The sequence below is a fragment of the Pseudomonas sp. LBUM1674 genome (genome assembly GCF_059695635.1).
This window is the reverse complement of record NZ_CP166779.1, coordinates 6,878,751-6,902,380: the sequence shown is the minus strand read 5'-3', so window position 1 is coordinate 6,902,380 and position 23,630 is coordinate 6,878,751. Positions and strand designations below refer to the sequence as shown.

The 23,630-nt window shown below is 60.9% G+C and carries 22 protein-coding genes; 13 read left to right on the top strand and 9 right to left on the bottom strand.

All coding sequences use genetic code 11. The features are described 5' to 3' along the window. The first annotated feature begins 15 nt into the window (after positions 1 to 15). The 4 genes from ACA067_RS31710 to rsd all read left to right on the top strand — a co-directional run bounded on the left by ACA067_RS31710 (position 16) and on the right by rsd (position 3,963). Positions 16 to 1,158 (top strand): uroporphyrinogen-III C-methyltransferase, encoded by a 1,143-nt coding sequence (locus tag ACA067_RS31710; RefSeq protein ID WP_497459970.1) that lies wholly within the window; start codon positions 16 to 18, stop codon positions 1,156 to 1,158. Further along, positions 1,155 to 2,393: a heme biosynthesis protein HemY gene (locus ACA067_RS31705; RefSeq protein ID WP_497459969.1), complete on the top strand. Its 1,239-nt coding sequence runs from the start codon at positions 1,155 to 1,157 to the stop codon at positions 2,391 to 2,393. The genes ACA067_RS31710 and ACA067_RS31705 overlap by 4 nt, the downstream gene beginning before the upstream one ends. Before the next feature lie 381 nt (positions 2,394 to 2,774). Then, on the top strand, positions 2,775 to 3,326 hold the full coding sequence (locus ACA067_RS31700) for a disulfide bond formation protein B (protein WP_497459968.1): 552 nt from the start codon (positions 2,775 to 2,777) through the stop codon (positions 3,324 to 3,326). Between the two features lie 178 nt (positions 3,327 to 3,504). Further along, on the top strand, positions 3,505 to 3,963 hold the full coding sequence (gene rsd / locus ACA067_RS31695; protein ID WP_150798684.1) for a sigma D regulator: 459 nt from the start codon (positions 3,505 to 3,507) through the stop codon (positions 3,961 to 3,963). Positions 3,964 to 4,042: 79 nt separating this feature from the next. On the opposite strand, the gene ACA067_RS31690 is transcribed toward rsd, so the two are convergent. Then, a complete protein-coding gene (locus ACA067_RS31690; protein ID WP_497459967.1) occupies positions 4,043 to 4,708 on the bottom strand; it encodes an FKBP-type peptidyl-prolyl cis-trans isomerase in 666 nt (221 codons plus the stop codon). Positions 4,709 to 4,899: 191 nt separating this feature from the next. Here ACA067_RS31690 and ACA067_RS31685 point away from each other — a divergent pair, with 191 nt between their 5' ends. Further along, positions 4,900 to 5,907, top strand: coding sequence for an AlgP family protein (locus ACA067_RS31685; protein WP_497459966.1), 1,008 nt, complete (start codon positions 4,900 to 4,902; stop codon positions 5,905 to 5,907). Here the strand turns inward: ACA067_RS31685 and ACA067_RS31680 are convergent. Further along, on the bottom strand, positions 5,904 to 6,368 hold the full coding sequence (locus tag ACA067_RS31680) for a TIGR02444 family protein (protein WP_497459965.1): 465 nt from the start codon (positions 6,366 to 6,368) through the stop codon (positions 5,904 to 5,906). The genes ACA067_RS31685 and ACA067_RS31680 overlap by 4 nt on opposite strands. 50 nt (positions 6,369 to 6,418) lie before the next feature. Here ACA067_RS31680 and ACA067_RS31675 point away from each other — a divergent pair, with 50 nt between their 5' ends. The 5 genes from ACA067_RS31675 (at position 6,419) to ACA067_RS31655 (ending at position 12,497) form a co-directional block, all read left to right on the top strand. Beyond that, positions 6,419 to 8,329 carry an ATP-binding cassette domain-containing protein gene (locus tag ACA067_RS31675; RefSeq protein ID WP_497459964.1) on the top strand — a complete coding sequence of 637 codons (1,911 nt, stop codon included), beginning with the start codon at positions 6,419 to 6,421 and terminating at the stop codon, positions 8,327 to 8,329. Continuing rightward, on the top strand, positions 8,329 to 8,910 hold the full coding sequence (locus tag ACA067_RS31670; protein WP_497459963.1) for a mechanosensitive ion channel domain-containing protein: 582 nt from the start codon (positions 8,329 to 8,331) through the stop codon (positions 8,908 to 8,910). The genes ACA067_RS31675 and ACA067_RS31670 overlap by 1 nt, the downstream gene beginning before the upstream one ends. Positions 8,911 to 9,147: 237 nt before the next feature. Next, the gene (gene rhtB / locus ACA067_RS31665) at positions 9,148 to 9,780 is read left to right on the top strand and encodes a homoserine/homoserine lactone efflux protein (RefSeq protein ID WP_150747929.1); all 633 of its coding nucleotides are present in this window, start codon (positions 9,148 to 9,150) and stop codon (positions 9,778 to 9,780) included. 241 nt (positions 9,781 to 10,021) lie between these two features. Next, positions 10,022 to 11,920 (top strand): FTR1 family protein, encoded by a 1,899-nt coding sequence (locus ACA067_RS31660; RefSeq protein WP_497459962.1) that lies wholly within the window; start codon positions 10,022 to 10,024, stop codon positions 11,918 to 11,920. A gap of 121 nt (positions 11,921 to 12,041) precedes the next feature. Beyond that, positions 12,042 to 12,497 (top strand): YaiI/YqxD family protein, encoded by a 456-nt coding sequence (locus tag ACA067_RS31655; RefSeq protein WP_497462877.1) that lies wholly within the window; start codon positions 12,042 to 12,044, stop codon positions 12,495 to 12,497. Between the two features lie 34 nt (positions 12,498 to 12,531). Here ACA067_RS31655 and elbB read toward each other — a convergent pair whose 3' ends face one another. Next, positions 12,532 to 13,200: an isoprenoid biosynthesis glyoxalase ElbB gene (gene elbB / locus ACA067_RS31650; RefSeq protein WP_497459961.1), complete on the bottom strand. Its 669-nt coding sequence runs from the start codon at positions 13,198 to 13,200 to the stop codon at positions 12,532 to 12,534. 115 nt (positions 13,201 to 13,315) lie between these two features. Between elbB and ACA067_RS31645 the strand changes: the two genes are divergently transcribed. Beyond that, entirely contained in the window at positions 13,316 to 14,551 is a 1,236-nt protein-coding gene (locus ACA067_RS31645) for a sterol desaturase family protein (RefSeq protein WP_497459960.1), read from the top strand. On the opposite strand, the gene ACA067_RS31640 is transcribed toward ACA067_RS31645, so the two are convergent. Then, the gene (locus ACA067_RS31640; protein WP_497459959.1) at positions 14,532 to 15,164 is read right to left on the bottom strand and encodes a DedA family protein; all 633 of its coding nucleotides are present in this window, start codon (positions 15,162 to 15,164) and stop codon (positions 14,532 to 14,534) included. The genes ACA067_RS31645 and ACA067_RS31640 overlap by 20 nt on opposite strands. A gap of 285 nt (positions 15,165 to 15,449) precedes the next feature. Between ACA067_RS31640 and hemB the strand changes: the two genes are divergently transcribed. Continuing rightward, entirely contained in the window at positions 15,450 to 16,463 is a 1,014-nt protein-coding gene (gene hemB / locus ACA067_RS31635; protein ID WP_497459958.1) for a porphobilinogen synthase, read from the top strand. 18 nt (positions 16,464 to 16,481) lie between these two features. Beyond that, positions 16,482 to 18,704: a polyphosphate kinase 1 gene (gene ppk1, locus ACA067_RS31630; protein WP_497459957.1), complete on the top strand. Its 2,223-nt coding sequence runs from the start codon at positions 16,482 to 16,484 to the stop codon at positions 18,702 to 18,704. A gap of 167 nt (positions 18,705 to 18,871) precedes the next feature. On the opposite strand, the gene ppx is transcribed toward ppk1, so the two are convergent. The 5 genes from ppx to ACA067_RS31605 all read right to left on the bottom strand — a co-directional run bounded on the left by ppx (position 18,872) and on the right by ACA067_RS31605 (position 23,455). Then, the gene (ppx, locus tag ACA067_RS31625; RefSeq protein WP_497459956.1) at positions 18,872 to 20,374 is read right to left on the bottom strand and encodes an exopolyphosphatase; all 1,503 of its coding nucleotides are present in this window, start codon (positions 20,372 to 20,374) and stop codon (positions 18,872 to 18,874) included. A gap of 234 nt (positions 20,375 to 20,608) precedes the next feature. After that, positions 20,609 to 21,346 carry an amino acid ABC transporter ATP-binding protein gene (locus ACA067_RS31620; protein WP_497459955.1) on the bottom strand — a complete coding sequence of 246 codons (738 nt, stop codon included), beginning with the start codon at positions 21,344 to 21,346 and terminating at the stop codon, positions 20,609 to 20,611. After that, positions 21,333 to 21,983 carry an amino acid ABC transporter permease gene (locus tag ACA067_RS31615; RefSeq protein ID WP_497459954.1) on the bottom strand — a complete coding sequence of 217 codons (651 nt, stop codon included), beginning with the start codon at positions 21,981 to 21,983 and terminating at the stop codon, positions 21,333 to 21,335. Before ACA067_RS31615 ends, ACA067_RS31620 begins: the two co-directional genes overlap by 14 nt. Continuing rightward, positions 21,980 to 22,648: an amino acid ABC transporter permease gene (locus tag ACA067_RS31610; RefSeq protein ID WP_497459953.1), complete on the bottom strand. Its 669-nt coding sequence runs from the start codon at positions 22,646 to 22,648 to the stop codon at positions 21,980 to 21,982. The genes ACA067_RS31615 and ACA067_RS31610 overlap by 4 nt, the downstream gene beginning before the upstream one ends. 21 nt (positions 22,649 to 22,669) lie before the next feature. Then, entirely contained in the window at positions 22,670 to 23,455 is a 786-nt protein-coding gene (locus ACA067_RS31605) for a transporter substrate-binding domain-containing protein (RefSeq protein ID WP_497459952.1), read from the bottom strand. Between the last annotated feature and the right edge of the window lie 175 nt (positions 23,456 to 23,630).

The window sequence follows — 23,630 nt, the reverse complement described above, 5'->3', positions numbered from 1 at the left end:
GCAAAGGATGGATACGTGAGCGAAACAGCCTTGCCAAAAGATGATGTCCAGCCAGTGCTCGATGCACCGGTTGAAACGCCTCCACCTGCTCAAGTGCAGCACCGAGGCAACGGGCTGGCAATTGTCGCGCTGCTACTGGGCGCCGCCGGTGTTGCCGTGGGGGGGTGGGGCGTCTGGCAGGTGCGTCACCTGCAAGCCAATAACCAGCAGCAACTGAATCAGGTGCAGGCGTTGAACGATCAGGCGCAGAGCCTGAAGCTCAATGAGCAGCGCCTGACTGCGCGCCTCGAACAACTGCCCGCCGCCGACGAGCTTGAAGCACGCAGTCGTCTGGTGGTCCAACTCCAGGGCGATCAGCAACGCCTGAACCAGCGACTGGAAACTGTCCTGGGCGCCAGCCGCAAGGATTGGCGCCTGGCCGAAGCAGAGCATCTGTTACGTCTGGCCAGCCTGCGTCTTTCCGCGTTGCAGGACATCAGCAGCGCCCAGGCCCTGGTACAGGGTGCCGATGAAATTCTGCGCGAACAGAACGATCCGGGTTCCTTTGCCGCTCGCGAGCAGGTAGCCAAAACGCTGGTGGCGTTGCGCAGCACTGAACAACCGGACCGCACCGGGCTGTTCCTGCGCCTGGGGGCGCTGCGCGATCAGGTGATCAACCTCACCGAACTGGCGCCCGAGTACAAGGATCGTGGCGAATCCTTGCTGGGGCTGACCGCCGATGGCGACGGTGCCAGTCGCTGGGCGCAGTGGTGGGATCAGATCTCGCGCTACATCCGCATCGATTTCAATGCCGACAAAAATGTTCGTCCGTTGCTGGCAGGGCAAAGCCTGAGTCAGGTGCGCCTGGCCCTGAGCCTGGCACTGGAGCAGGCGCAGTGGGCGGCACTCAATGGCCAGGCCGCCGTTTACACTCAAGCGATGGCCGAGGCGCGGGATGTGCTCAAGGGCAACTTCAACCCGGACAACCCTCAGAGCAACGTGATGCTTGAGCAAGTGGGTGAATTGAGCAAGCAGCCGGTCAGCGTGGTCACACCGGATCTGACCGGCACGCTGAGTGCGGTCCAGGGGTATCTGGAACGGCGTAACGTCAACGCCGAGGATTCGGTCAAGCCGATGGCCAAACCTGCCGCGCGCACCGAGCCGGAGGCCACGCCATGAAACGCCTCTATGTGATCGTGTTCCTGGTCATCGCCGCAGCCGCCGCACTGGGGCTGGCGATTGCCGAGCATTCCGGCTACGTGCTGATCGCCTACAAGAGCTTTCGCTATGAATCGAGCCTGTGGGCGACCCTGGCCCTGGTCGCCGTGCTCTGGCTGGTATTCTGGGGAATCAAGGCGTTGATCGAATTGGTGATGACCTCCAGCGGCGTGGTCAATCCCTGGTCGCGGCGCAATCGCAGTCGCCGGGTGCAAGTGGCGATCGAACACGGTCAGCTGGACCTGGCAGAGGGGCGTTGGGCCAGTGCGCAGCGTCATCTGCATCGGGCCGCCGAAGCCGAGCGCCAACCGCTGCTGTACTACCTTGGCGCTGCCCGCGCCGCGAACGAACAAGGTCACTACGAGGAAAGCGACAGGCTGCTGGAGCGCGCCCTCGAACGACAGCCGCAGGCCGAGCTGGCAATCGCCTTGAGTCACGCTCAATTACAGACTGATCGCGGCGACACCGACGGCGCCCTGGTGACCCTGGAAGCCATGCACGAGCGTCATCCGCATAACGTCCAGACCTTGCGCCAGTTGCAGCGCCTGCTTCAGCAGCGCGGCGACTGGTCGGCGGTGATTCGCCTGCTGCCGGAGCTGCGCAAGGACAAGGTCCTGCCACCGACCGAACTGGCCGAACTGGAACGCCGGGCCTGGGGGGAAAACCTGTCCCTGGCCGCGCATCGGGAAGAAGACGGAACGGTAGGATTGCAATCGCTCAACCGCGCCTGGCAGCAGCTCACTTCTGCTCAGCGTCAGGAGCCGCAACTGGTGCTCGCCTATGCCGAGCAACTGCGGCAACTGGGGGCCCAGGTCGAAGCCGAAGAGGTCCTGCGCGCAGCGCTCAAGCGCAACTACGACAGTCATCTGGCGCGCCTGTACGGGTTGGTGCGCGGCAGTGATCCGGCACGTCAACTGCACACTGCGGAAAGCTGGCTCAAGGATCATGCGGCCGACCCGAGCCTGTTGCTGACCCTGGGGCGCCTATGTCTGCAAAGCAGCTTGTGGGGCAAGGCCCGGGACTATCTGGAAAGCAGCCTGCGCGTGCAGCGCAATCCGGAAGCCTGCGCGGAACTGGCGCGACTGCTGGCGCAACTGGGCGACACCCAGCGCAGCAATCAGCTGTTCCAGGAGGGTTTGGGCATGCTGGATGAGCGCCTGCTGGCGGCGCCGTTGCCGGTACCGGCCCACGCTTGATGCGTTCCGGGACCTGTAGGAGCTGGCTTGTCGGATCGCCGCACCGCAGCGAAGAGGTCATCACCTCCAACATTGATGTCGCCTGACACGCCGTCTTCGCCAGCAAGCCGGCTCCTACCATCGTGCAGCGATGGCTGACAGAAAACCTGTGGTGGGTGAACTCGCCACAGGCAAATCCGTATCGCAACGTTTGCCTTCCATTGGCGATTTTTTACCTTTGTAGCCGCTGACGGAATAATCCTACAAAGGACTACACCTGATCCTCTCGCTTCTGTCGGGAATTCCCTACACATCTGCTGAACTGTCCCTGCCGGCCTGCCTTGAAAGGCTAGCGCGCTTTACTCTACCGTAACCGCCTGTCTCCACTGTTACGGAAAAGCCATGTCTTTGGCCTGCTCACGCTCCTTGTTTTTCATGGCTTTCATTGCAGGTGCCCTGGCCCTGGGTGTGTCCTATTACCTGGAATATGCAGTCAGCCTCCAGCCCTGCGGGTTGTGTCTGTTGCAACGGATTTGCCTGGCGCTGCTCACGGGGGTCTGCCTGATGGCGTCGGTGCATGGTCCCGGACGCTTCGGTACGTTCATGTATTGGCTGCTCGGGTTTTGCTGCAGCCTGGCAGGTACGGTCACCGCGTTGCGGCAGGTACTGTTGCAAAGCGATCCGGTGCATCAGCTGTCGAACTGCGTTCCCAATCTGGCGGACCTGTTCGCCACCTCACCCTGGTTGTTCGTTGTGCAGCAGATGTTCGAAGGCACGACCGAATGCGCGCATGTTTCCTGGACATTGTTCGACCTGAGCATTCCGGAGTGGAGCCTGCTGTTCTTCGTCGCGACGATGATTCTGGGTGTTTGCCAGCTGTTGCGGCTGGTCTGGGGCGCGTGTCAGCGACCGCTCAGCGGCGAGTCATCGCACCGGGCATTGGTGGGTGATTAAACACTTGTATGAACTTTATCTCCTGCGTACCTTGAAGCCATTGTCGCGCGGGCATAATCTGGCCCGCACGTGTCATTGGAATTATGTTGCTCGAATGACGCTCTGCCTGGCCGAAACTTGATGCTCAAGTGTGCGACAGGTGTAGGGCAGCATGACCCACAAGGGAAGAGAGACCGCCATGCTCGAAAGTTGTCAGAATGCTCAGGAACGTTGGGGTGGAGTTCATCTGCTGATCGACCGCTGGTTGCAGGAGCGTCACGAACTGGTTCGGGCCTATGATGATCTCGGCGCCAAGCCTGAGGCTCTGGGTGAAAACCGCAAACCGCTGCAGGAATTCTGCGGAGTGCTGGTCGACTATGTGTCCGCCGGGCATTTCGAAATCTACGAACAGCTGACGGGCGAGGCCAAGGCCTTCAACGACAAGCGCGGCCTGGAACTGGCCGAGACGATCTATCCGCGCATTGACGTCATCACAGAGAAACTGCTCGCGTTCAACGACCTGTGTGATGCGGGCAAATGCGTCGCAGAGAAATTCAAGGAGCTGGGTGGCCTGTTGCACGAACGCTTCGAACTGGAAGATTGCCTGATCGAAGTGTTGCACACGGCTCACAAGGAAGAGGATCCGGTTCAGGCCTGAACCTTTTTCCTGCAAGACCTGCCTTCCTGCAAGATGTTGAAAACGGTGCGCTATGCGCGCCGTTTTTCGTTTGTGCCATTCAGCCCGTAGCGCCGAGCAATTCGACTTCGAACACCAGCGGCGTGAACGGCGCGATCAGGTCGCCAGCACCGTCGGCACCATACGCCTGGGCCGATGGAATCACCAATCGCCACTTGGCGCCGATCGGCATGTGTTGCAATGCAGTGCGCCATCCGCTGATCACGCTGTCGAGACTGAACCATTGCGGCTGACTGTTCTGATCGAACACTGAGCCGTCGGGAAGGCGACCCACATACACCACCTGGACCTTGCCGTTCGGGCCGGCTTTTGCGCCGGTGCCCGGAGCGAGTTCCGTCAGCAATATTCCGTCTGCCAATTCGCGAACCCCGGGTTTGGCTTTTTCCTCGGCGAGAAAACGCTGCTCTTTTTCAAGGGCGACTTCGCTGTGCGGTATGGCCGGTCGCTCGGCAACCTGGGCTTCGTGCTCGGCAAGAATCTGTTCGATCTGCTCGTCTTTCAGTGCCAGGGGTTTGCCTTGATAGGCTTGCTGCAAACCCTCGACCAGCGCTTGAAGTTGCAGGTCGGGGACCTCTTGGCGCAGGCGTTCGCCAAGGCTTGCGCCCAGGCTGTAAGCGAGATCGCGGGCGTCGTTTTCCGTGGATTTTTCCGCGGCCTGAGCCACGGAAAAAAACACGCAAAGCGATAAAAAAAGGTAACGCGACATGGGCACTCTCCGACCTGAGATGCGGTGGATTATGCCAGTGTGAATACGCTTAACGGGGAACTGGTTTTGCGCAAGCGCAGAACATTTTCCATCCGTTGCAACGCAGCGCTTTGGATACTGTCAACATGCCCTAGCGGCGGTAGCAGCAGAGGTCTAGTATGAGCCGCACCCACGTCAGCCAGGAGTGAACCATGTCGGCCACCAAGAAGCCTGTAAATACCCCGTTGCACTTACTCCAACAACTCTCGGGCAGCCTGCTCGAGCATCTGGAAACCGCTTGTTCCCAAGCCTTGGCTGATGCTGAAAAACTGCTCGCCAAACTGGAAAAACAACGCGGCAAAGCACAGGAAAAACTGCACAAGTCCCGTACCAAATTGCAGGACGCTGCGTCGGCCGGCAAGGCCAAGGCGCAGACCAAAGCCAAGGGCGCAGTGAAGGAGCTTGAGGACCTGCTCGACGCCCTCAAGGATCGTCAATCCGAAACCCGCAGCTATATCCTGCAACTCAAGCGCGATGCTCAAGAAAGCCTGAAACTGGCCCAGGGCGTCGGTCGTGTACAAGAGGCTGTCGGCAAGGCGTTGTCCCTGCGTTCAGCCAAGCCTGCTGCGGCACCTGCCAAGAACGCCGCTGCCAAACCGGCTGCTGCAAAAGCACCGGCCAAGCCTGCTGCGGCTCCTGTTAAAAAAACCGCCGCCAAGGCACCGGTGAAAGCCGCAGCAAAACCAGCCGCTAAACCTGCGGCGAAAAAAACCGTGGCTGCCAGCGCTGCGAAACCAGCGGCTAAAACCGCGGCTGCCAAACCTGCCGCCAAGCCAGCTGCTGCGAAAACAACGGCCGCTAAACCTGCTGCAAGAACCGCGGCTGCGAAACCGGCCGTAGCGAAAACCGCAGCGGCCAAGCCGGCTGCAAAAACTGCTGCTAAACCGGCTGCCAAAACAGCTGCCGCCAAGCCAGCGACTGCCGCGAAAACTGCCGCAGCAAAACCTGCCGCTGCCAAGCCAGCCGCCAAGCCAGCAGCCAAACCGGCCGTGAAAAAGCCGGTCGCCGCTACCAAGCCGACTCCTGCGCCCGCTGCCAAGCCAGTGACTCCAGCGCCGTCTCCTTCGGCTTCGCCTGCAGCAACCACCTCGACCACCACGCCTGCGCCAACGCCAGCCGCTTCGTCGAGCACCAGCACCACCCCAACCAGCGCTTCCTAAGTGCCGGTTGCCGCGACGCGCAGCTGATGCAGCGCGTCGCGGTCCAGGTGGGCGGCACCTGCCGTCACACCTTCCAGCCAGGCCGAGAGATCGGTCGCCTTACACTGCGGCCAACTGTGCGTCGATCGCTCCAGCCGCCATAACAGAAGTCGCTCGGCTTCGAGCTCCAGTGCCTTCACCTGTTCGCGTAACGCATTCAGTTCCATGTCCTTGGCCGCAGCGGATTTCCACTGCGTGCGCAATGTCCGTAGCGGCTGTACAACCTCTGAGTCCCATGGCTCGACCACGTTGCGAAGCGCCTGCAATCGTTGCTCGTTACAGGCGACTCCCCGCTGTCCCAACCACAGTCCACAGAGCAGCAGGCACACATTGGCGCCCGTCGACTGCAATTTCAGGCACGCGGCTTCGACGCCAGGACGGGCGTAAGTGCCAAGGGAAAAACTCCACAGGTCAGAGGACATCGTGCTACTCGCGCCAGTTGCGAGCGAAGCTGGTAGACTCCGCCGCCATTATGATTCGACTTCAGAACCTGACTTTACAGCGTGGCCCGCAACGTCTGCTAGAAGACGCCGAGCTGACCCTGCACGCCGGCCACAAAGCCGGCCTCATCGGTGCCAACGGCGCCGGCAAATCGAGCCTGTTCGCCTTGCTCCTGGGTGACCTGCATCCGGACTCGGGTGATTGCTTCCTGCCGGCGGACTGGCGTATCGCCCACATGCGCCAGGAGATCGACACCCTCGATCGGATCGCGGTCGACTACGTGCTCGATGGCGACCTGCGCCTGCGCGAGGTGCAACACGACCTCGCCGCCGCCGAAGCGGCCCATGATGGTGCCGCTCAGGCCCGTCTGCACGCCGAGCTCGACAGTGCCGACGGCTACACCGCCGATGCCCGGGCGCGCAAACTGCTGGCCGGTTTGGGGTTCACCAACGATCAGATGGATCGACAGGTAGGAGATTTCTCTGGTGGCTGGAGGATGCGTCTGAATCTGGCGCAGGCTTTGATGTGTCCCTCGGACCTGTTGCTGCTCGACGAACCGACCAACCACCTGGATCTCGACGCCATCATCTGGCTCGAAGAGTGGCTCAAAAGCTATCCCGGCACCTTGATGCTGATTTCCCACGACCGCGACTTCCTCGATGCCGTGGTCGATCACGTGGCGCACGTCGATCAACGCAAGATCACCCTGTACCGCGGTGGTTATACCGCGTTCGAACGCGCCCGTGCCGAGCGTCTGGCCCAGCAACAGCAGGCCTACGAGAAGCAGCAGGCGCAACGTGCGCACATGGAAAGCTACATCGCCCGTTTCAAGGCCCAGGCCACCAAGGCCCGTCAGGCCCAGAGCCGGATCAAGGCGCTGGAGCGGATGGAAGAGTTGTCCGCCGCCCACGTCGACTCGCCGTTCGACTTTGTCTTTCGCGAGTCGACGAAGATCTCCAGTCCGTTGATCGACCTGTCCGATGCTCGTTTGGGCTACGGCGACAAAACCGTGCTGGAGAAGGTCAGGCTGCAACTGACCCCCGGCGCGCGGATCGGCCTGCTCGGCCCTAACGGTGCAGGTAAATCGACCCTGATCAAGAACCTCTCCGGTGATCTCGAACCTTTGTCCGGTCGACTGACCCGTGGCGAGAACACCGTTGTCGGTTACTTCGCCCAGCATCAGCTGGACTCGCTCGACTCCAAGGCCAGCCCGTTGCTGCATATGCAGCGCCTGGCGCCCACTGAGCGCGAGCAGACCCTGCGTGACTTCCTCGGTGGTTTCGACTTCCGTGGCGCGCGGATCGACGAACCGGTGCTGAATTTTTCCGGTGGCGAGAAGGCCCGCCTGGCCTTGGCGTTGATCGCCTGGGGCCGGCCGAACCTGTTGCTGCTCGACGAACCGACCAACCACCTGGACCTGGAAATGCGCCTGGCGCTGACCATGGCGCTGCAGGAGTTCACCGGTGCGGTACTGGTGGTCTCCCACGATCGTCATTTGCTTAAAAGCACCACCGACAATTTCTACCTGGTGGCGGACGGCAAGGTCGAGGAATTCGACGGCGACCTCGAAGACTACACACGGTGGCTGGTGGAGTACCGTCAGCGCAATGCCCCGGTCAGTAATACCCCGGTCAATCCCGACAAGACCGACAAGAAAGCCCAGCGCCAGGCCGCCGCGGCGCTGCGTCAGCAATTGGCCCCGCACAAGCGCGAGGCGGACAAGCTCGAAGCCGAGCTGGGCAAGCTGCACGAGAAACTGGCGAAAATCGATGCCAGCCTTGGCGACAGCGATATTTACGAACCGGCACGCAAGAACGAACTGCGTGACCTGCTAGCCGAACAAGCCCGGCTGAAGGTGCGTGAAGCCGAGCTGGAAGAAGCCTGGATGGAAGCCCTGGAATTGCTCGAAAGCATGCAGGCGGAGCTGGAGGCGCTGTCTTGATGGAGGCCTTCAAGCTGCCGCTGGCGGCAATGTGGATCGAGCCGCTCTGGCTCTTCGGGCAAATCCTGCTGATTTTGTTGGCGGGTTACATCGCGCAACGCTTCGTCGCCAAGTGCCTGACTCGCCTGGGCGAGCGCTATCCATTGCCGCCACAGTTGCTGATGCCGCTGCGCGGTGGTCTGCGCTGGCTGATCATGGGCAGTGCGCTGATCTTCGTCCTGGAGCGCCTCGGGGTTTCGGCCACGGTGCTCTGGACTGCATTGTCCGGCTTTGTCGCGGTGGCGGCGGTGGCGTTTTTCGCCATGTGGAGTGTGCTCTCCAACCTGCTCTGCGCCATCCTGATCTTTACCGTCGGCCCATTCCGCATCGGTGACGTGGTCGAGTTGGTGGACACCACCGACAAGCTCGGGGTCAAGGGGCGGGTGGTGGCGATCAACCTGCTCTACACCACGCTGATCGAAGCCGAAGAACTCGGCACCGGCAGCGCCATGGTGCAAGTGCCGAACAGCCTGTTCTTCCAGCGTTCGGTTAGGCGCTGGCGTGGTAGTGATGTATTCCCTTCGAATGGGTTCGAGAAATAGGCTTTCTGTAGCCTGATACACCGCTATCGCGAGCAGGCTCGCTCCCACATTTGATCCTCAGCGAACCTGTTTTCTATGATCAACCGAGCACCACTGTGGGAGCGAGCCTGCTCGCGATGAGGCCTTACAGCGGTAAACGCAGTTTGGCAGTCGCTCTGTTCTACAAAAAATCGGTAGTCATCAGCCCAAAGCAGCATTAGCTTAGACGTCTGTCACGAGTCCGAATCGAGGTGTGCAATGGAGCTTCAAACATGGCTGGCGTTTTTTGCCGCCTGCTGGGTGATCAGCCTGTCTCCCGGTGCCGGCGCCATTGCGTCGATGTCCAGCGGTCTGCAATACGGTTTCTGGCGCGGCTACTGGAACGCTCTGGGCCTGCAATTGGGCCTGGCGGTGCAGATCGCGATTGTCGGCGCCGGTGTTGGCGCCATCCTCACCGCTTCGGCCACGGCCTTCTACGCGATCAAATGGTTTGGCGTGGCCTATCTGGTTTTCCTCGCGATCAAGCAATGGCGAGCGCTGCCCAGCGACATGAGCGATGACGCGGCGGTGCGGCAGATTGGTAAGCCGATGGCCCTGGTGTTCCGGGGTTTCCTGGTGAACATCAGCAACCCCAAGGCGCTGGTGTTCATGCTGGCGGTGTTGCCGCAGTTCATCGACCCCCATGCACCGCTGCTGGCGCAATACCTGATCATCGGTGTGACCATGGTCTTTGTTGACCTGATTGTCATGGCCGGTTACACCGGGCTGGCGTCCAAAGTACTGCGGATGCTGCGTACACCCAAACAGCAAAGACGCATGAACCGCACGTTTGCCGGCCTGTTCATTGGGGCAGCGGCGTTCATGGCGACGCTGCGCAAAGTTGCTGTCTGAATCGGTCGGCCACAAACAACCGACCTTCGATTAATACCCTGTAGGAGCGAGCTCGCTCGCGATGGACGTCAACGGTAACGCGTTTCTTCTGAATAGACGCGTTGCCCTTGAGACCATCGCGAGCGAGCTCGCTCCCACAGGTTTTTTTTTGCAGGCGTCGCGATATCAACGAACAAAGCTTGAGTGAATGGCATTGGAAGTGAACAATGTGTTACTTCGTATTTCCAATTGAGATTCATTCATGACTGTCCCGTCCCGTTTTCTGGCCTGGCTGGTATTGCCGTTGTTTGCCCTTTGCAGTTTCAATCTGCTGGCCGACACCGTGGAAGGCGCGCCGCAAGCCCTGCATTTGCTCGATTACATTGGCGCGGACTACCCGCTAACCGTGCAAGCAGGCAAGGTCATCGACGAGTCCGAATACCGCGAGCAGCTGGAATTTATCAAGGTGCTGCAAGGCCTGATCGTCGCGCTGCCGGCCAAGCCGGAGAAGGCCGGGCTCGAGCAAGGTGTCACTACACTGCGCAGTGCGATCACAGCGCGTCAGGACGGCGCGGACGTCGCCCGCCAGGCACGGCAACTCGGCTCGAAACTGGCAGTGGCCTATGAAGTCAGCCAGGCCCCGATCATCACCCCGGACCCGACTCGTGGAGCGCCGCTGTACGCCCAGCATTGTTCCGTCTGCCATGGCGATACGGGTGCCGGCGATGGCCCCGCGGGCGTCGGCCTGACACCGCCGCCGGCCAATCTGCGTGATGCGGCGCGCCTGGACCACCTGAGCCTCTACGCGATCTACAACACCTTGGGCCTGGGTGTCGAAGGCACCGATATGCCAGCCTTCGCCGATCAGCTGGACGATCGCCAGCGTTGGGACCTGGCGACTTACATCGCCAGCTTCAGTGCCGATCCGGCCGCTGCCCAAAGTCCGAAGAGTTACAACATCGCTGACCTGGCGCGTCAGACTCCGGCAGAAGTGCAGGCCGCCGACGGACCCCAAGCGGCGGCGACCTTCCGTGCGCAACGCGCTCAACCGCCGCAGGTCAAGCGTGGCCCGGCGCAATTGCTCGACTACACCGCCGAGACCCTGGACAAGAGCCTCGCGGCTTATCGGGCCGGCGATCGCGATCAGGCCTATGACCTGTCGGTGGCCGCCTACCTGGAAGGCTTCGAGCTGGTCGAAAGCTCTCTGGACAACGTCGACGCCAACGTGCGCAAAGACACTGAAAAATCCCTGATGGCTTACCGTCAATCGTTGCAGGACGGACTGCCCGTGGCCCAAGCCCAGCTGCGCCTGGACGCGGCCAAGGCCAAGTTGAAGGAAGCCGCCGGCCTGTTGGGCAGCGATGGTTTGAGCTGGTCCCTGAGTTATATCTCCGGCTTGCTGATCCTGCTGCGTGAAGGACTGGAAGCGATTCTGGTGCTGGCAGCGATCCTCGCGTTCCTGCGCAATACCGGCCAGCAATCGGCGGTGCGCAGCGTCAACGTCGGCTGGGGCCTGGCCTTGTTGGCCGGCCTCGGGACCTGGGCATTGGCGGCGTACGTGATCGACGTCAGCGGCTCGCAGCGCGAGTTACTCGAAGGTGCGACGGCGCTGTTTGCCAGCGTCATGGTGCTCTGGCTCGGCGTGTGGATGCACGACCGTCGCCATGCAGCGGCCTGGCAGGATTACATCAAGAGCAGCCTGGTGGGCGGCGGCGGGCGTTTCGGGTTTGCGACCCTGGCGTTCTTCTCGGTGTATCGCGAACTGTTCGAAGTGATCCTGTTCTATGAAACCCTGTGGCTGCAGGCCGGCCCGGCAGGTCATGACGCTGTGCTGGCCGGTGGTGCGACGGCGCTGGTGTTGCTGGTCGGTCTGGCCTGGGTGATCCTGCGCGGCTCGGCGAAACTGCCGCTGTCGTTGTTCTTCAGCATCAACGCCGGGCTGCTGTGCGCGCTGTCGGTGGTGTTTGCCGGGCACGGCGTGAAGGCGTTGCAGGAAGCCGGGATCTTCGGCACGCGACCGGTGCCATTCTTTGACTTCGACTGGCTGGGGATCCACGCGGATGCGTATTCGCTGAGTGCGCAGGTGGTGGCGATCCTGGCGATCATCGTGTTGTACAGTCGTAGCCGGATGGCTGAGAAGCGGCGGGTGCCGGTTTCTTAAACAGCATTCGCTTCGCTCACATTCGCGAGCAGGCTCGCTCCCACAGGATGGCGTATAACCTGTGGGAGCGACGGTGCGACGATTCGACCTGCTCGCGAATTTTTTTGGAAGAGGAAAAATGATGCGAGTCTGGATCGATGCCGACGCCTGCCCCCGGGCCGCCAAGGATCTGGTGGTGAAGTTCGCCCTCAAGCGCCGGTTCGAAGTGGTGCTGGTGGCCGGGCAGCCGCAGATCAAGCCGGGCCTGGCCCTGGTGAAGCTGATCGTGGTGCCCAGTGGTCCGGATGCGGCGGACGACTACCTGGTGGAGCACGCGGTTTTCGGTGAGTTGGTGATTTGCAGCGATGTACCGCTGGCGGACCGGCTGGTGAAGAAGGGGGTTGCAGCGCTGGACCCACGTGGTAAGGAGTTCGATGCACAGAACATGGGGGACAGGCTGGCGGTACGCAATCTGTTCACCGATTTGCGCGAGCAGGGGCAGATGAGTGGCGGACCGGCACCGTTTGGCGAACGCGAGAAGCAAGCGTTTGCCAATGCGCTGGACCGGATCCTCACCCGGTTGTCCCGTTCACCTTGATCGTTCCCACGCGGAGCGTGGGAACGATCAGGTGTCAGGCGTCGTTTTCGTGGGTCAGTTCGAGCACGCGGTCGACCAGTTTGTTGATGCCGGAAGCCGCCTCGCTAATCGATTGCGCCAGCATATACGCCGGAGTGCTCACCAGTTTGCGCGCCTTGTCTTCAACGATTTCAGTCACCGCGCAGTCTGTGTGGGTCGCACCCATCTTGTTCATCGCGGCGGCAGTCTCGGCATCATTGCCGATGGTGCAGGTCACGCCCGGCCCATAGATTTTCGCTGCCAGCGCCGGCGAGATGCAGATCAGCCCGACCGGTTTGCCCGCTTCGGCAAAGGCTTCAGCCAGCGCCAGGACTTCCGGCTGCACGGTGCAGCCCGCGCCTTCGATGGCGAAGTTGGAGAGGTTCTTGGCCGTTCCGAACCCCCCGGGAATGATCAGCGCATCGAATTCTTCAACGTCCGCTTCGCGAATATCCTTGATATTGCCCCGGGCGATTCGCGCCGACTCCACCAGCACATTGCGCGATTCGGGCATTTCTTCGCCGGTCAGGTGGTTGATTACATTCAACTGCGCAATATTCGGTGCGAAACACTGCACCTGGGCGCCACGCTGGTCCAGGCGCAGCAGGGTAATCACGCTCTCGTGGATCTCGGCGCCGTCGTACACGCCACAGCCGGAAAGGATCACTGCAATTTTTTTGCTCATGGGCTTTTCTCCAGATTCATGGCGTTAAATGTCCACTAATTTGTCACTCGTTGCCATAGGGATAATTCGCGACTACACATAGGATCTGTCCTCAAGACTCCGATCAGGGCGCGTCATGGACTTCATTCTGTATGCGGTGCCGTTTTTCTTTGTGCTGATCGCCATCGAGCTGCTGGCCGACCGTTGGCGCGGTGTGAGCAATTACCGGGTGGCCGACGCGATCAACAGCATCAGCACCGGCGTGCTGTCGACCACTACGGGCTTGCTGACCAAGGGTGTCGGCCTGGTCACCTACGCATTTGCCCTCAAGCATCTGGCGCTGTTCGAGCTCGCGCCCGACAGTGTCTGGGTCTGGGTGTTCGCCTTCGTCCTGTACGACTTCTGTTACTACTGGCTGCATCGCCTGGGTCACGAGCGCAATATCCTCTGGGCGGCGCATTCGGTGCATCACCAGAGCGAGGACTACAACCTCTCCACCGCCCTGCGCCAGACCAGCACCGGGTTTCTTCTGAGCTGGATCTTCTACCTGCCCATGGCCGTGCTGGGAGTGCCGCTGCTGGTGTTCGTCAGCGTCGCCGCGTTGAACCTGCTGTATCAGTTCTGGGTGCATACCCGGCACATTCCCAAGCTCGGCTGGCTCGAGTGGTTCTTCGTCACACCGTCCAATCATCGGGCTCACCATGCACAGAACGCTCTCTACATGGATCGCAACTACGGCGGGGTGTTCATTATTTGGGACCGTCTATTTGGCTCGTTCCAGGAAGAGGACGACAACGAGCCGGTGATTTTCGGCGTGACCACGCCGCTGGCGAGCTGGAATCCGTTGTGGGCGAACGTGCAGTTCTACGTGCAATTATGGGATGACGCACGGCGAGCCGGGAGCAGGTGGGACAAGTTGCGGATCTGGTTCATGCGCACCGGTTGGCGGCCGGCGGATGTGGCGGCGAAGTACCCGATGAACAAACCGGACCTGAGTCAGTTCCGCAAGTTCGAGGTGCCGCTGGATGGGCGTCAGCAGCTTTACGTGGCGTTGCAGTTTTGCGTCTACATCGCGCTGGGCAGCTACTTGATGAATCTTGCGCAGCATCTGCCGACAGCCGCCCTGGTGCTCGGCTGGAGTGCCGTGGCGCTGGGTTTGTTCGTGTTGGGCGTGGCCCTGGAGAATCGCCCGTGGGCGTTGAAGCTGGAGCTGCTGCGGCTGGCATCGAACCTGCCGCTGGTATGGCTGGCGCCAGTGGTCGGGCTGTGGCCGGCCAGTGCGGTGGGCTGGGTCGGGGTGCTCAGTTACAGCCTGCTCAGCGTTATCGGTCTCTACTGTTGCAGAAACCGCTTCACTCGACTGGCGTCTTAGGACCGTCGGCTTTGGCCTGTTCGGCTTTCAGGGCTTGCTCGTCGGCGTAGATTTTCTTCGCCAGACGGGCATTCTTGAAGCGCCGCCGCAGCCACAGGCCAAAGCCTACTACCAGCAGGGCGCCCAGCACCCACAGCTCGTACTTCTTGACGCTGCCGAGCATGCCTTCGAGCACCGCGCCGAAGTGATAGGCCGCGGCAGCCAGCGCGGCAGCCCAGATCGCTGCACCGATCCCGTTGAGCAGCAGATAACGTCCCGGCGGATAGCCCGACAGGCCGATTGCCACCGGCATCACCGTGCGCAGTCCATAAACAAAGCGGAAACTCAGCACCCAGATGTCCGGGTGCCTGCGGATATGTTCCAGCGCCCGGTCGCCCAGCAATTGCCAGCGCGGTTTGCGTGCCAGCAACTTGCGGCCGTGTTTGCGCCCCAGGAAATACCACAGCTGATCACCGGCATAACTGCCGAGGAACGCCACGATCATCACCACTTTGAGGTCCATGTATCCGCGGAACGCGAGGAAGCCTGCGAGCACCAGAATGGTTTCGCCTTCGAAGAACGTGCCGAGAAAGAGGGCGAAGTAGCCGAATTCCTGAAGAAATTGTTGGAGCATTGTCTGGATGCTGGCGAAATGAACGCGCAGCCTAACCCTTCGTGCACATTCATGAAAGTGTCCAAATGTGTCTCGACGTGAACATTTCCTACAAGGAGAATGGAATGCGACTACAGGGGGCGTTCTCTTCTCGCGCCTTGCCCTACACAACAGCAGACCCGGCGCGGCGGGGAAACTAATTGAGAACGCCCCCCGGTCACAGGGTGCACATAACTGTAATACGACGGTCATAATGGTCGCTTATAACTGTCACGCTCGCCCCCAGCGCGGGCTCAGGAGTCTGCCGTGAGCTTTACCCCCGCCAACCGTCTGTTTCCAGCAACCCGCCTGCGTCGCAATCGCCGTGATGATTTTTCGCGTCGACTGGTCCGTGAAAACGTTCTGACCGTCGATGACCTGATCCTGCCGGTATTCGTGCTGGACGGTGAAAACCGTCGCGAAGCGGTGGCCTCGATGCCGGGTGTCGAGCGCCTGACCATCGATCTGTTGCTGGAAGAAGCGGCCAAGTGGGTCGAGCTGGGCATTCCTGCATTAGCCCTGTTCCCGGTGACGCCGCCTGAACTCAAATCCCTGGACGCCGCCGAAGCCTGGAACCCCGACGGCATTGCCCAGCGCGCCACCCGCGCCTTGCGTGCGCAATTCCCCGAGCTGGGCGTGATCACCGACGTTGCCCTGGACCCGTTCACCACCCACGGTCAGGACGGTATCCTTGACGAAGAAGGCTATGTGCAGAACGACATTACCGTCGATGCGCTGGTCAGGCAGGCCTTGTCCCACGCCGAAGCTGGCGCTCAGGTCGTAGCCCCGTCGGACATGATGGACGGGCGCATCCAGGCGATCCGCGAAGCCCTGGAGCTGGCCGATCACGTCAACGTACGGATCATGGCCTACTCTGCCAAGTACGCCAGCGCCTATTACGGCCCGTTCCGCGATGCGGTGGGTTCGGCGCTGAACCTGGGCAAGGCCAACAAGGCCTCTTACCAGATGGACCCGGCCAATAGCAACGAAGCCCTGCACGAAGTGGCGGCGGACTTGTCTGAAGGCGCGGACATGGTCATGGTCAAGCCGGGCATGCCGTATCTGGACATCCTCTATCGGGTCAAAGAAGAATTCAAAGTACCGACATTTGTTTATCAAGTCAGCGGCGAATACGCCATGCACATGGCAGCGATCCAGAATGGCTGGTTGAGCGAAGGGGTTATCCTCGAATCCCTGACCGCTTTTAAACGTGCAGGCGCTGATGGCATCCTGACTTACTTTGCCGTCCGTGCCGCTCAATTGTTACGAGAGCAACAATAGCCCTCCCAGGAACATTCCATGACTACCGAAGGACTCACTGAAGTCGCCGTAAAAGAGGCTCAACCTGTGGTAGAGCGAATCGCCGAAACCCCGCCGGAACTGGACCCTGCTCCCTCCGCGGTGGTGGCCGAGCCTGCCGCGGCGACGCCGGCGATTGCCATTCCCGGCCTGGATGACAGCAGCCTGTACATCCATCGCGAGCTATCGCAACTGCAGTTCAATATCCGCGTGCTGGAACAGGCGCTGGATGTGTCCTACCCGTTGCTGGAGCGGCTGAAATTTCTGCTGATCTTCTCCAGCAACCTGGACGAATTCTTCGAGATCCGTGTGGCCGGCCTGAAGAAGCAGATCACCTTCGCCCGTGAGCAGGCCGGCGCGGATGGCCTGCAACCGCATCAAGCCCTGGCCCGCATCAGCGAGTTGGTACACGGTCACGTCGACCGCCAGTACGCGATCCTCAACGACATTCTGTTGCCGGAACTGGAAAAGCATCAGGTCCGCTTCATCCGCCGGCGTCACTGGACCACCAAGATCAAAACCTGGGTTCGCCGTTTTTTCCGCGACGAGATCGCCCCGATCATCACCCCGATCGGCCTCGACCCGACCCACCCGTTCCCGTTGCTGGTGAACAAGAGCCTGAACTTCATCGTCGAACTCGAAGGTATCGACGCCTTCGGTCGCGATTCCGGCCTGGCGATCATCCCGGCCCCGCGTCTGCTGCCGCGGGTCATCAAGGTGCCGGAAGAAGTCGGCGGCCCTGGCGACAACTATGTGTTCCTGTCGTCGATGATCCACGCTCATGCCGATGACCTGTTCCAGGGCATGAAGGTCAAGGGTTGCTACCAGTTCCGTCTGACCCGTAACGCCGACCTTTCCGTCGACACCGAAGATGTCGAAGACCTGGCCCGCGCCTTGCGCGGCGAGTTGTTCTCCCGTCGCTACGGTGACGCGGTGCGTCTGGAAGTCGCCGATACCTGCCCGAAACAACTGTCCGACTATTTGCTCAAGCAGTTCAACCTGCACGAGACCGAGCTGTATCAGGTCAACGGCCCGGTCAACCTGACCCGGTTGTTCAGCATCACCGGTCTCGACAGTCAGCGCGAGCTGCAGTACCTGCCGTTCACGCCGCAGATCCCGAAACTGCTGCAGAACAGCGAGAACATTTTCAGCGTGATCAGCAAGCAGGACATCCTGTTGCTGCACCCGTTCGAGTCGTTCACTCCGGTGGTCGACCTGCTGCGCCAGGCGGCCAAGGACCCGCACGTGTTGGCGGTGCGCCAGACCCTGTACCGCTCCGGCGCCAACTCGGAAATCGTCGATGCACTGGTCGATGCCGCGCGTAACGGCAAGGAGGTCACCGCGGTCATCGAGTTGCGTGCGCGGTTCGATGAAGAGTCCAACCTGCAACTGGCCAGCCGGCTGCAAGCGGCCGGTGCAGTGGTGATCTACGGCGTGGTCGGTTTCAAGACCCACGCCAAGATGATGCTGATCCTGCGTCGCGAAGCCGGCGAAATTGTCCGTTACGCTCACTTGGGTACCGGCAACTACCACGCGGCCAACGCCCGCCTGTACACCGACTACAGTCTGCTGACCTCCGACGACGCCTTGTGCGAAGACGTGGGCAAACTGTTCAGCCAGCTGATCGGCATGGGTAAGACCCTGCGCATGAAGAAGTTGCTGCACGCGCCGTTCACGCTGAAGAAGGGCATGCTCGACATGATTGCCCGGGAGACTCAGTTCGCCCTCGACGGCAAACCGGCGCACATCATCGCCAAGTTCAACTCGCTGACCGATCCGAAGATCATCCGCGCGCTGTACAAGGCCAGTCAGTCAGGGGTGCGTATCGATCTGGTGGTGCGCGGCATGTGCTGCCTGCGGCCGGGCATCGCCGGGGTTTCGCACAACATCCACGTGCGCTCGATCATCGGGCGTTTCCTGGAGCACACCCGGGTCTTCTACTTCCTTAACGGCGGGGAGGAGCAGATGTTCCTGTCCAGTGCCGACTGGATGGAGCGTAACCTCGACAAGCGCGTTGAGACTTGCTTCCCGGTGGAAGGCAAGAAGCTGATCATGCGGGTCAAGAAGGAGCTGGAGCTGTATCTGACCGACAACACCCATAGCTGGAGCCTGCAGGCGGACGGTCGCTATATCCGCAACACACCGACCGGCAACCAGAACCCGCGCAGTGCGCAAGCGACGCTGCTGGAGCGTTTGGGCAGTCCGATTCTCACAGTTCGCTAACGCCAGGAACCTGTGGGAGCGAGCTTGCTCGCGATGGGGGCAGCATATTCAATATTTATGTTGAAGGTTAGTCCGCTATCGCGAGCAAGCTCGCTCCCACAGGGGGGGCGTTGTTTGCTGAATTCAGGACATAAAAAAAGGCCTTCCGAAGAAGGCCTTTTTCAGTGTCAGCGCACGTTAAGCACAAAGCCGACCCGAGTCAGCCATTCCGCTTCGAGACCGAAGTCGGCCTGGGTCAGCTGGTTTTCATCCAGCCAGTTTTCCGGGAAAAAAACATCCAGGCTGTCGCCGTTGGCGTGCAGCACGACCTGAGGCATTTGCTGGGTGCCGCGGATGTGATGGAACAGGATCGCAAAGCGCAGCAGCACGCACAGGCGAATCAGCTTGATGCCTTCATCGCCGAACTCGGCAAACTTGTCCCGGGGAATATTGCGTCGGTGACCGCGCACCAGCAATGCGAGCATCAACTGGTCTTCGCGGGAGAATCCCGCCAGGTCCGAATGCTCGATCAGGTAGGCGCCATGCTTGTGGTAGTGATAGTGAGCGATGTCCAGGCCCACTTCATGAACCTTGGCAGCCCAGCCCAGCAGTTCGCGCCAGATGCCGTCATCCAGGTCCCAATCCTCGGCCACTTGATCGAACGCGTGCAACGCCTTGCGTTCGACCCGCGCCGCTTGTTCCAGATCGACGTGATAACGCTCCATCAGCGAGCTGAGGGTGCGCTCACGGACGTCTTCGTGGTGATGACGACCCAACAGGTCATAGAGCACACCTTCGCGCAGGGCGCCTTCGCAGTGGTCCATGCGTTGCAGCTCAAGGGCATCGAAGATGGCTTCGAGAATCGCCAGCCCGGCCGGGAAGATCGCCCGGCGGTCAGGCTTGATGCCTTCGAAGTCGATCTTCTCGACGTCGCCGAGCTTGATCAGTTTGCGCTTGAGCCAGGCCAGGCCCTGGGCGTTGACCTCGCCAGTGCCATGACCGCCGGCCTTCAGCGCCAGGCCGATGGCGCGAATGGTGCCCGAGGAGCCGATGGCTTCATCCCAGGTCAGGCGGTGCAGGGCGTGTTCGATGCTCATGATCTCCAGCCGCGCTGCCGTGTACGCCTGAGCATAGCGGGCCGGGGTGATCTTGCCGTCCTTGAAATAGCGCTGGGTGTAGCTGACGCAGCCCATTTGCAGGCTTTCGCGCAGCAACGGCTCGAAGCGCTGGCCGATGATGAATTCGGTACTGCCACCGCCGATGTCGGCCACCAGGCGCTTGCCCGGAGTGTCGGCGAGGGTATGGGAGACGCCGAGGTAGATCAGACGCGCTTCTTCACGACCGGAGATGACTTCCACCGGGTGGCCGAGGATTTCTTCGGCGCGACGGATGAATTCGACGCGGTTACGGGCTTCACGCAAGGCGTTGGTGCCAACGATTCGCACCGCACCCAGCGGCATACCGCTGATCAGTTGGGCGAAACGCTTCAGGCAATCGAGACCGCGTTGCATGGATTCTTCGCTGAGCTGGCGCTCATCGTCGATACCGGCGGCCAGCTGAACCTTCTCCCCGAGACGTTCGAGAATACGGATTTCGCTGTTCTGGGCCTTGGCCACGACCATGTGAAAGCTGTTGGAGCCCAGGTCGATTGCGGCGATCAGGGACAGATTCTTGGCTTGGGATTGCGGCATGGTCTGGGGGTCTCGGTCGATAACCCTGACATCGTGCCACGATCAAACGCTGCCGCCAACGCGCAGAGTTCAAAGCATTGATCCTGAGCAGCAAAGCCGGCGGCCGCTGCGCAGCCAATCGCGAGCAAGCTCGCTCCCACAGGTTTCCGGGTTGAACACACAATCGTATTCCAGCGCAGATCCTGTGGGAGCGAGCTTGCTCGCGATGAGGGTATCACTGGCGCTGAAGAACTATCAGCCTGCCGCTTCAACAGTACCAATAAAGTTCGCCAGCTCCGCCGTCTGCGGATTGGCAAACAAAACCTTCGGATCCCCCACCTCATGCACCTTACCCAGATGCATGAACACCAACTTATCCCCAACCTCCCGGGCAAAGCGCATTTCATGGGTGACCATGATCAAGGTCATGCCCTCTTTGGCAAGCTGTCGAACCACGCTCAGCACTTCATTGACCAGTTCCGGGTCCAGCGCCGAGGTGATTTCGTCACACAGCAAAACCTTCGGCGACATCGCCAAAGCCCGGGCAATCGCCACCCGCTGTTGCTGCCCACCGGACAGCCGATCCGGGAAGGCATCGAATTTCTCCCCCAGCCCGACCCGTTCCAGCATCTCCCGGGCCAGCTCGGCAGCTTTGGCTTTTGGCACTTTCTGCACCACTTGCGGCGCCAGCATGACGTTTTCGCCGACGGTGAGGTGCGGGAACAGGTTGAACTGCTGGAACACCATCCCGACTTTCTGCCGCAGGCTGCGCAGGTCGGCGCGGGCGGCGTCGAGGTATTCGCCGTCGACTTCGATCACGCCGTCGTTGATCGACTCCAGGCCATTCAAGGTGCGCAGCAAGGTGGACTTGCCCGAGCCGCTGCGGCCGATGATCGCCACCACCTGGCCTTCCTCGACACTCAGGTCGATGCCTTTGAGTACATGGTGGTCGCCGTAATATTTATGCAGGGCCGAAATTCTAAGCAGAGGCATGCAGTCTCCTTTCCAGGTAGCGCGCACTGAGGGACAAGGGGTAGCAGAGCAGGAAGTAACCGAGGGCCACCAGGCCATAGACCATGAACGGCTCGAAGGTCGCGTTGGCGAGCATGCCGCCGGTCTTGGTCAGTTCGGTGAAGCCGATGATCGAGGTGACGGCGGTGCCTTTGACCACCTGCACCGAGAAGCCCACGGTCGGCGCCACGGCGATGCGCAGGGCTTGCGGCAGGATCACGTAACGCAGTTGCTCCAGCGGATTGAGTGCCAGACTTGAAGAGGCTTCCCATTGGCCGTTGGGAATCGACTCGACACAACCGCGCCAGATCTCGGCCAGGTAGGCGCTGGTGAACAGCGTCAAGGCAATCGCCGCCGCCATCCACGGTGAAATCTCCACCCCGGCCAGCGCCACGCCGAAGAACACCAGGAACAGCTGCATCAACAGCGGCGTGCCCTGGAACAGTTCGATGCAGGTGCGGGCGACACTGCGCGGCAGGGGTTTTTTCGAAATGCGCATGACCATGACCAGCAAGCCGATCAGGCCACCGCCGATAAACGCCACCAGCGACAGTGCCAGCGTCCATTGCAGGCCCGTGAGCAGGTTGCGCAGGATGTCCCAGAAAGTGAAATCGCTCATTGGCTGCTCCTGGCTATGTACCGGCGGCCGATCCAGTTCAGCAACTGGCGGATCAACAACGCCATGCACAGGTAAAGCAGCGTGGTCAGGGCATAGGTTTCAAAGGCGCGGAAGTTACGCGACTGAATGAAGTTGGCGGCGAAGCTCAATTCTTCGGTAGCGATCTGTGAGCAGACCGCCGAGCCGAGCATGACGATGATGATCTGGCTGCTCAGGGCCGGCCACACCTTGCCCAGCGCTGGCAGGAGGACCACATGGCGGAAGGCTTCGAATCTCGTCATCGCCAAGGCGGCAGCGGCTTCCAGCTGCCCTCGAGGGATCGCTTGAATGCCGGCGCGGATAATCTCGGTCGAGTAGGCGCCGAGGTTGATCACCATCGCCAGCACCGCGGCCTGCCATTCGGAAATCTGCACACCCAGGGACGGCAGGCCGAAGAAGATGAAAAACAGCTGCACCAGAAACGGCGTGTTGCGGATCAACTCGACGTAGACGCCGAAAATCCCGGAGAACGGACGAATGTTCCACGCCCGCACCAGCGCCCCGACGATACCCAGGCCAACCCCGAGCACCGCGCCGATGGCGGTCAGTTCAAGGGTGAACAGCGCACCGCGCAGCAACAGGTCGGTGTTTTGCACCACTGGAATGAAGTCGAACTGATAGGACATATCAAGTCTCCCCTGCGGCGATCAGAGATCGGCCGGCAGCGGCTCTTTGAGCCAGGTTTGGGCGTTCTTATCCAAAGCGCCGTCGGTCTTGGCGGTGGCGAGGATCTGATTGACCTTTCCCAGCAGCGCCGGCTCGTTCTTGTTTACGCCGACGTAGACCGGCGAATCCTTGAGCTTCACTTTCAGCGCCGGAATGCGTTTCGGGTTGCGTTCGCTGATGGTCACCATCACCACGTTGCCGCTGGCGATCAGGTCAACTTGCCCGGCGAGGTAAGCGGCGATGGTCGAGTTGTTGTCTTCGAAGCGCTTGATGGTCGCGCCTTCGGGAGCGACTTTACTCAGCTCGATGTCTTCGATGGCGCCACGGGTGACGCTGATGGTCTTGCCCTTGAGGTCGTCCAGTCTTTTGATATCGGCATCCGGCGGGCCGAATACGGCGAGGTAGAAGGGTGCGTAGGCGCTGGAGAAGTCGATGACCTTCTCGCGCTCGGGGTTCTTGCCCAGGCTGGAAATCACCAGGTCGACCTTGCCGGTGGTCAGGAACGGGATGCGGTTGGTGCTGTTGACCGGCGTCAGTTCGAGTTTGACCTTGAGTTGGTCGGCCAGCAGTCTGGCGGTGTCGACATCGAGGCCGCGAGGCTTCATGTCCGGGCCGACCGAGCCGAACGGCGGGAAGTCCTGGGGCACGGCAACCTTGAGGACGCCGCGCTTGACCACATCCTCCAGACCGTCGGCGTGGGCGGGCGCCTGGCTCAGCATCAGGCTGGCAAACAGGATGGCGAGGAGGGCGCTGTAACGCTGGGTCATGGCAAATCTCCGAATCGGCGGAAAGTGATTTCTGCGATTCGACAGAGCACGGGTCGTGCCAAGAGTGGATTTCAGGGGTGCCAGGCCGCGGTTTTACTGGGATCGTTCGGTCTTACTGGTCTGAACAGTTGTAGCGTCTTTCGCACCCTCCTGGCGCATCGGTGAAAGACGCCGA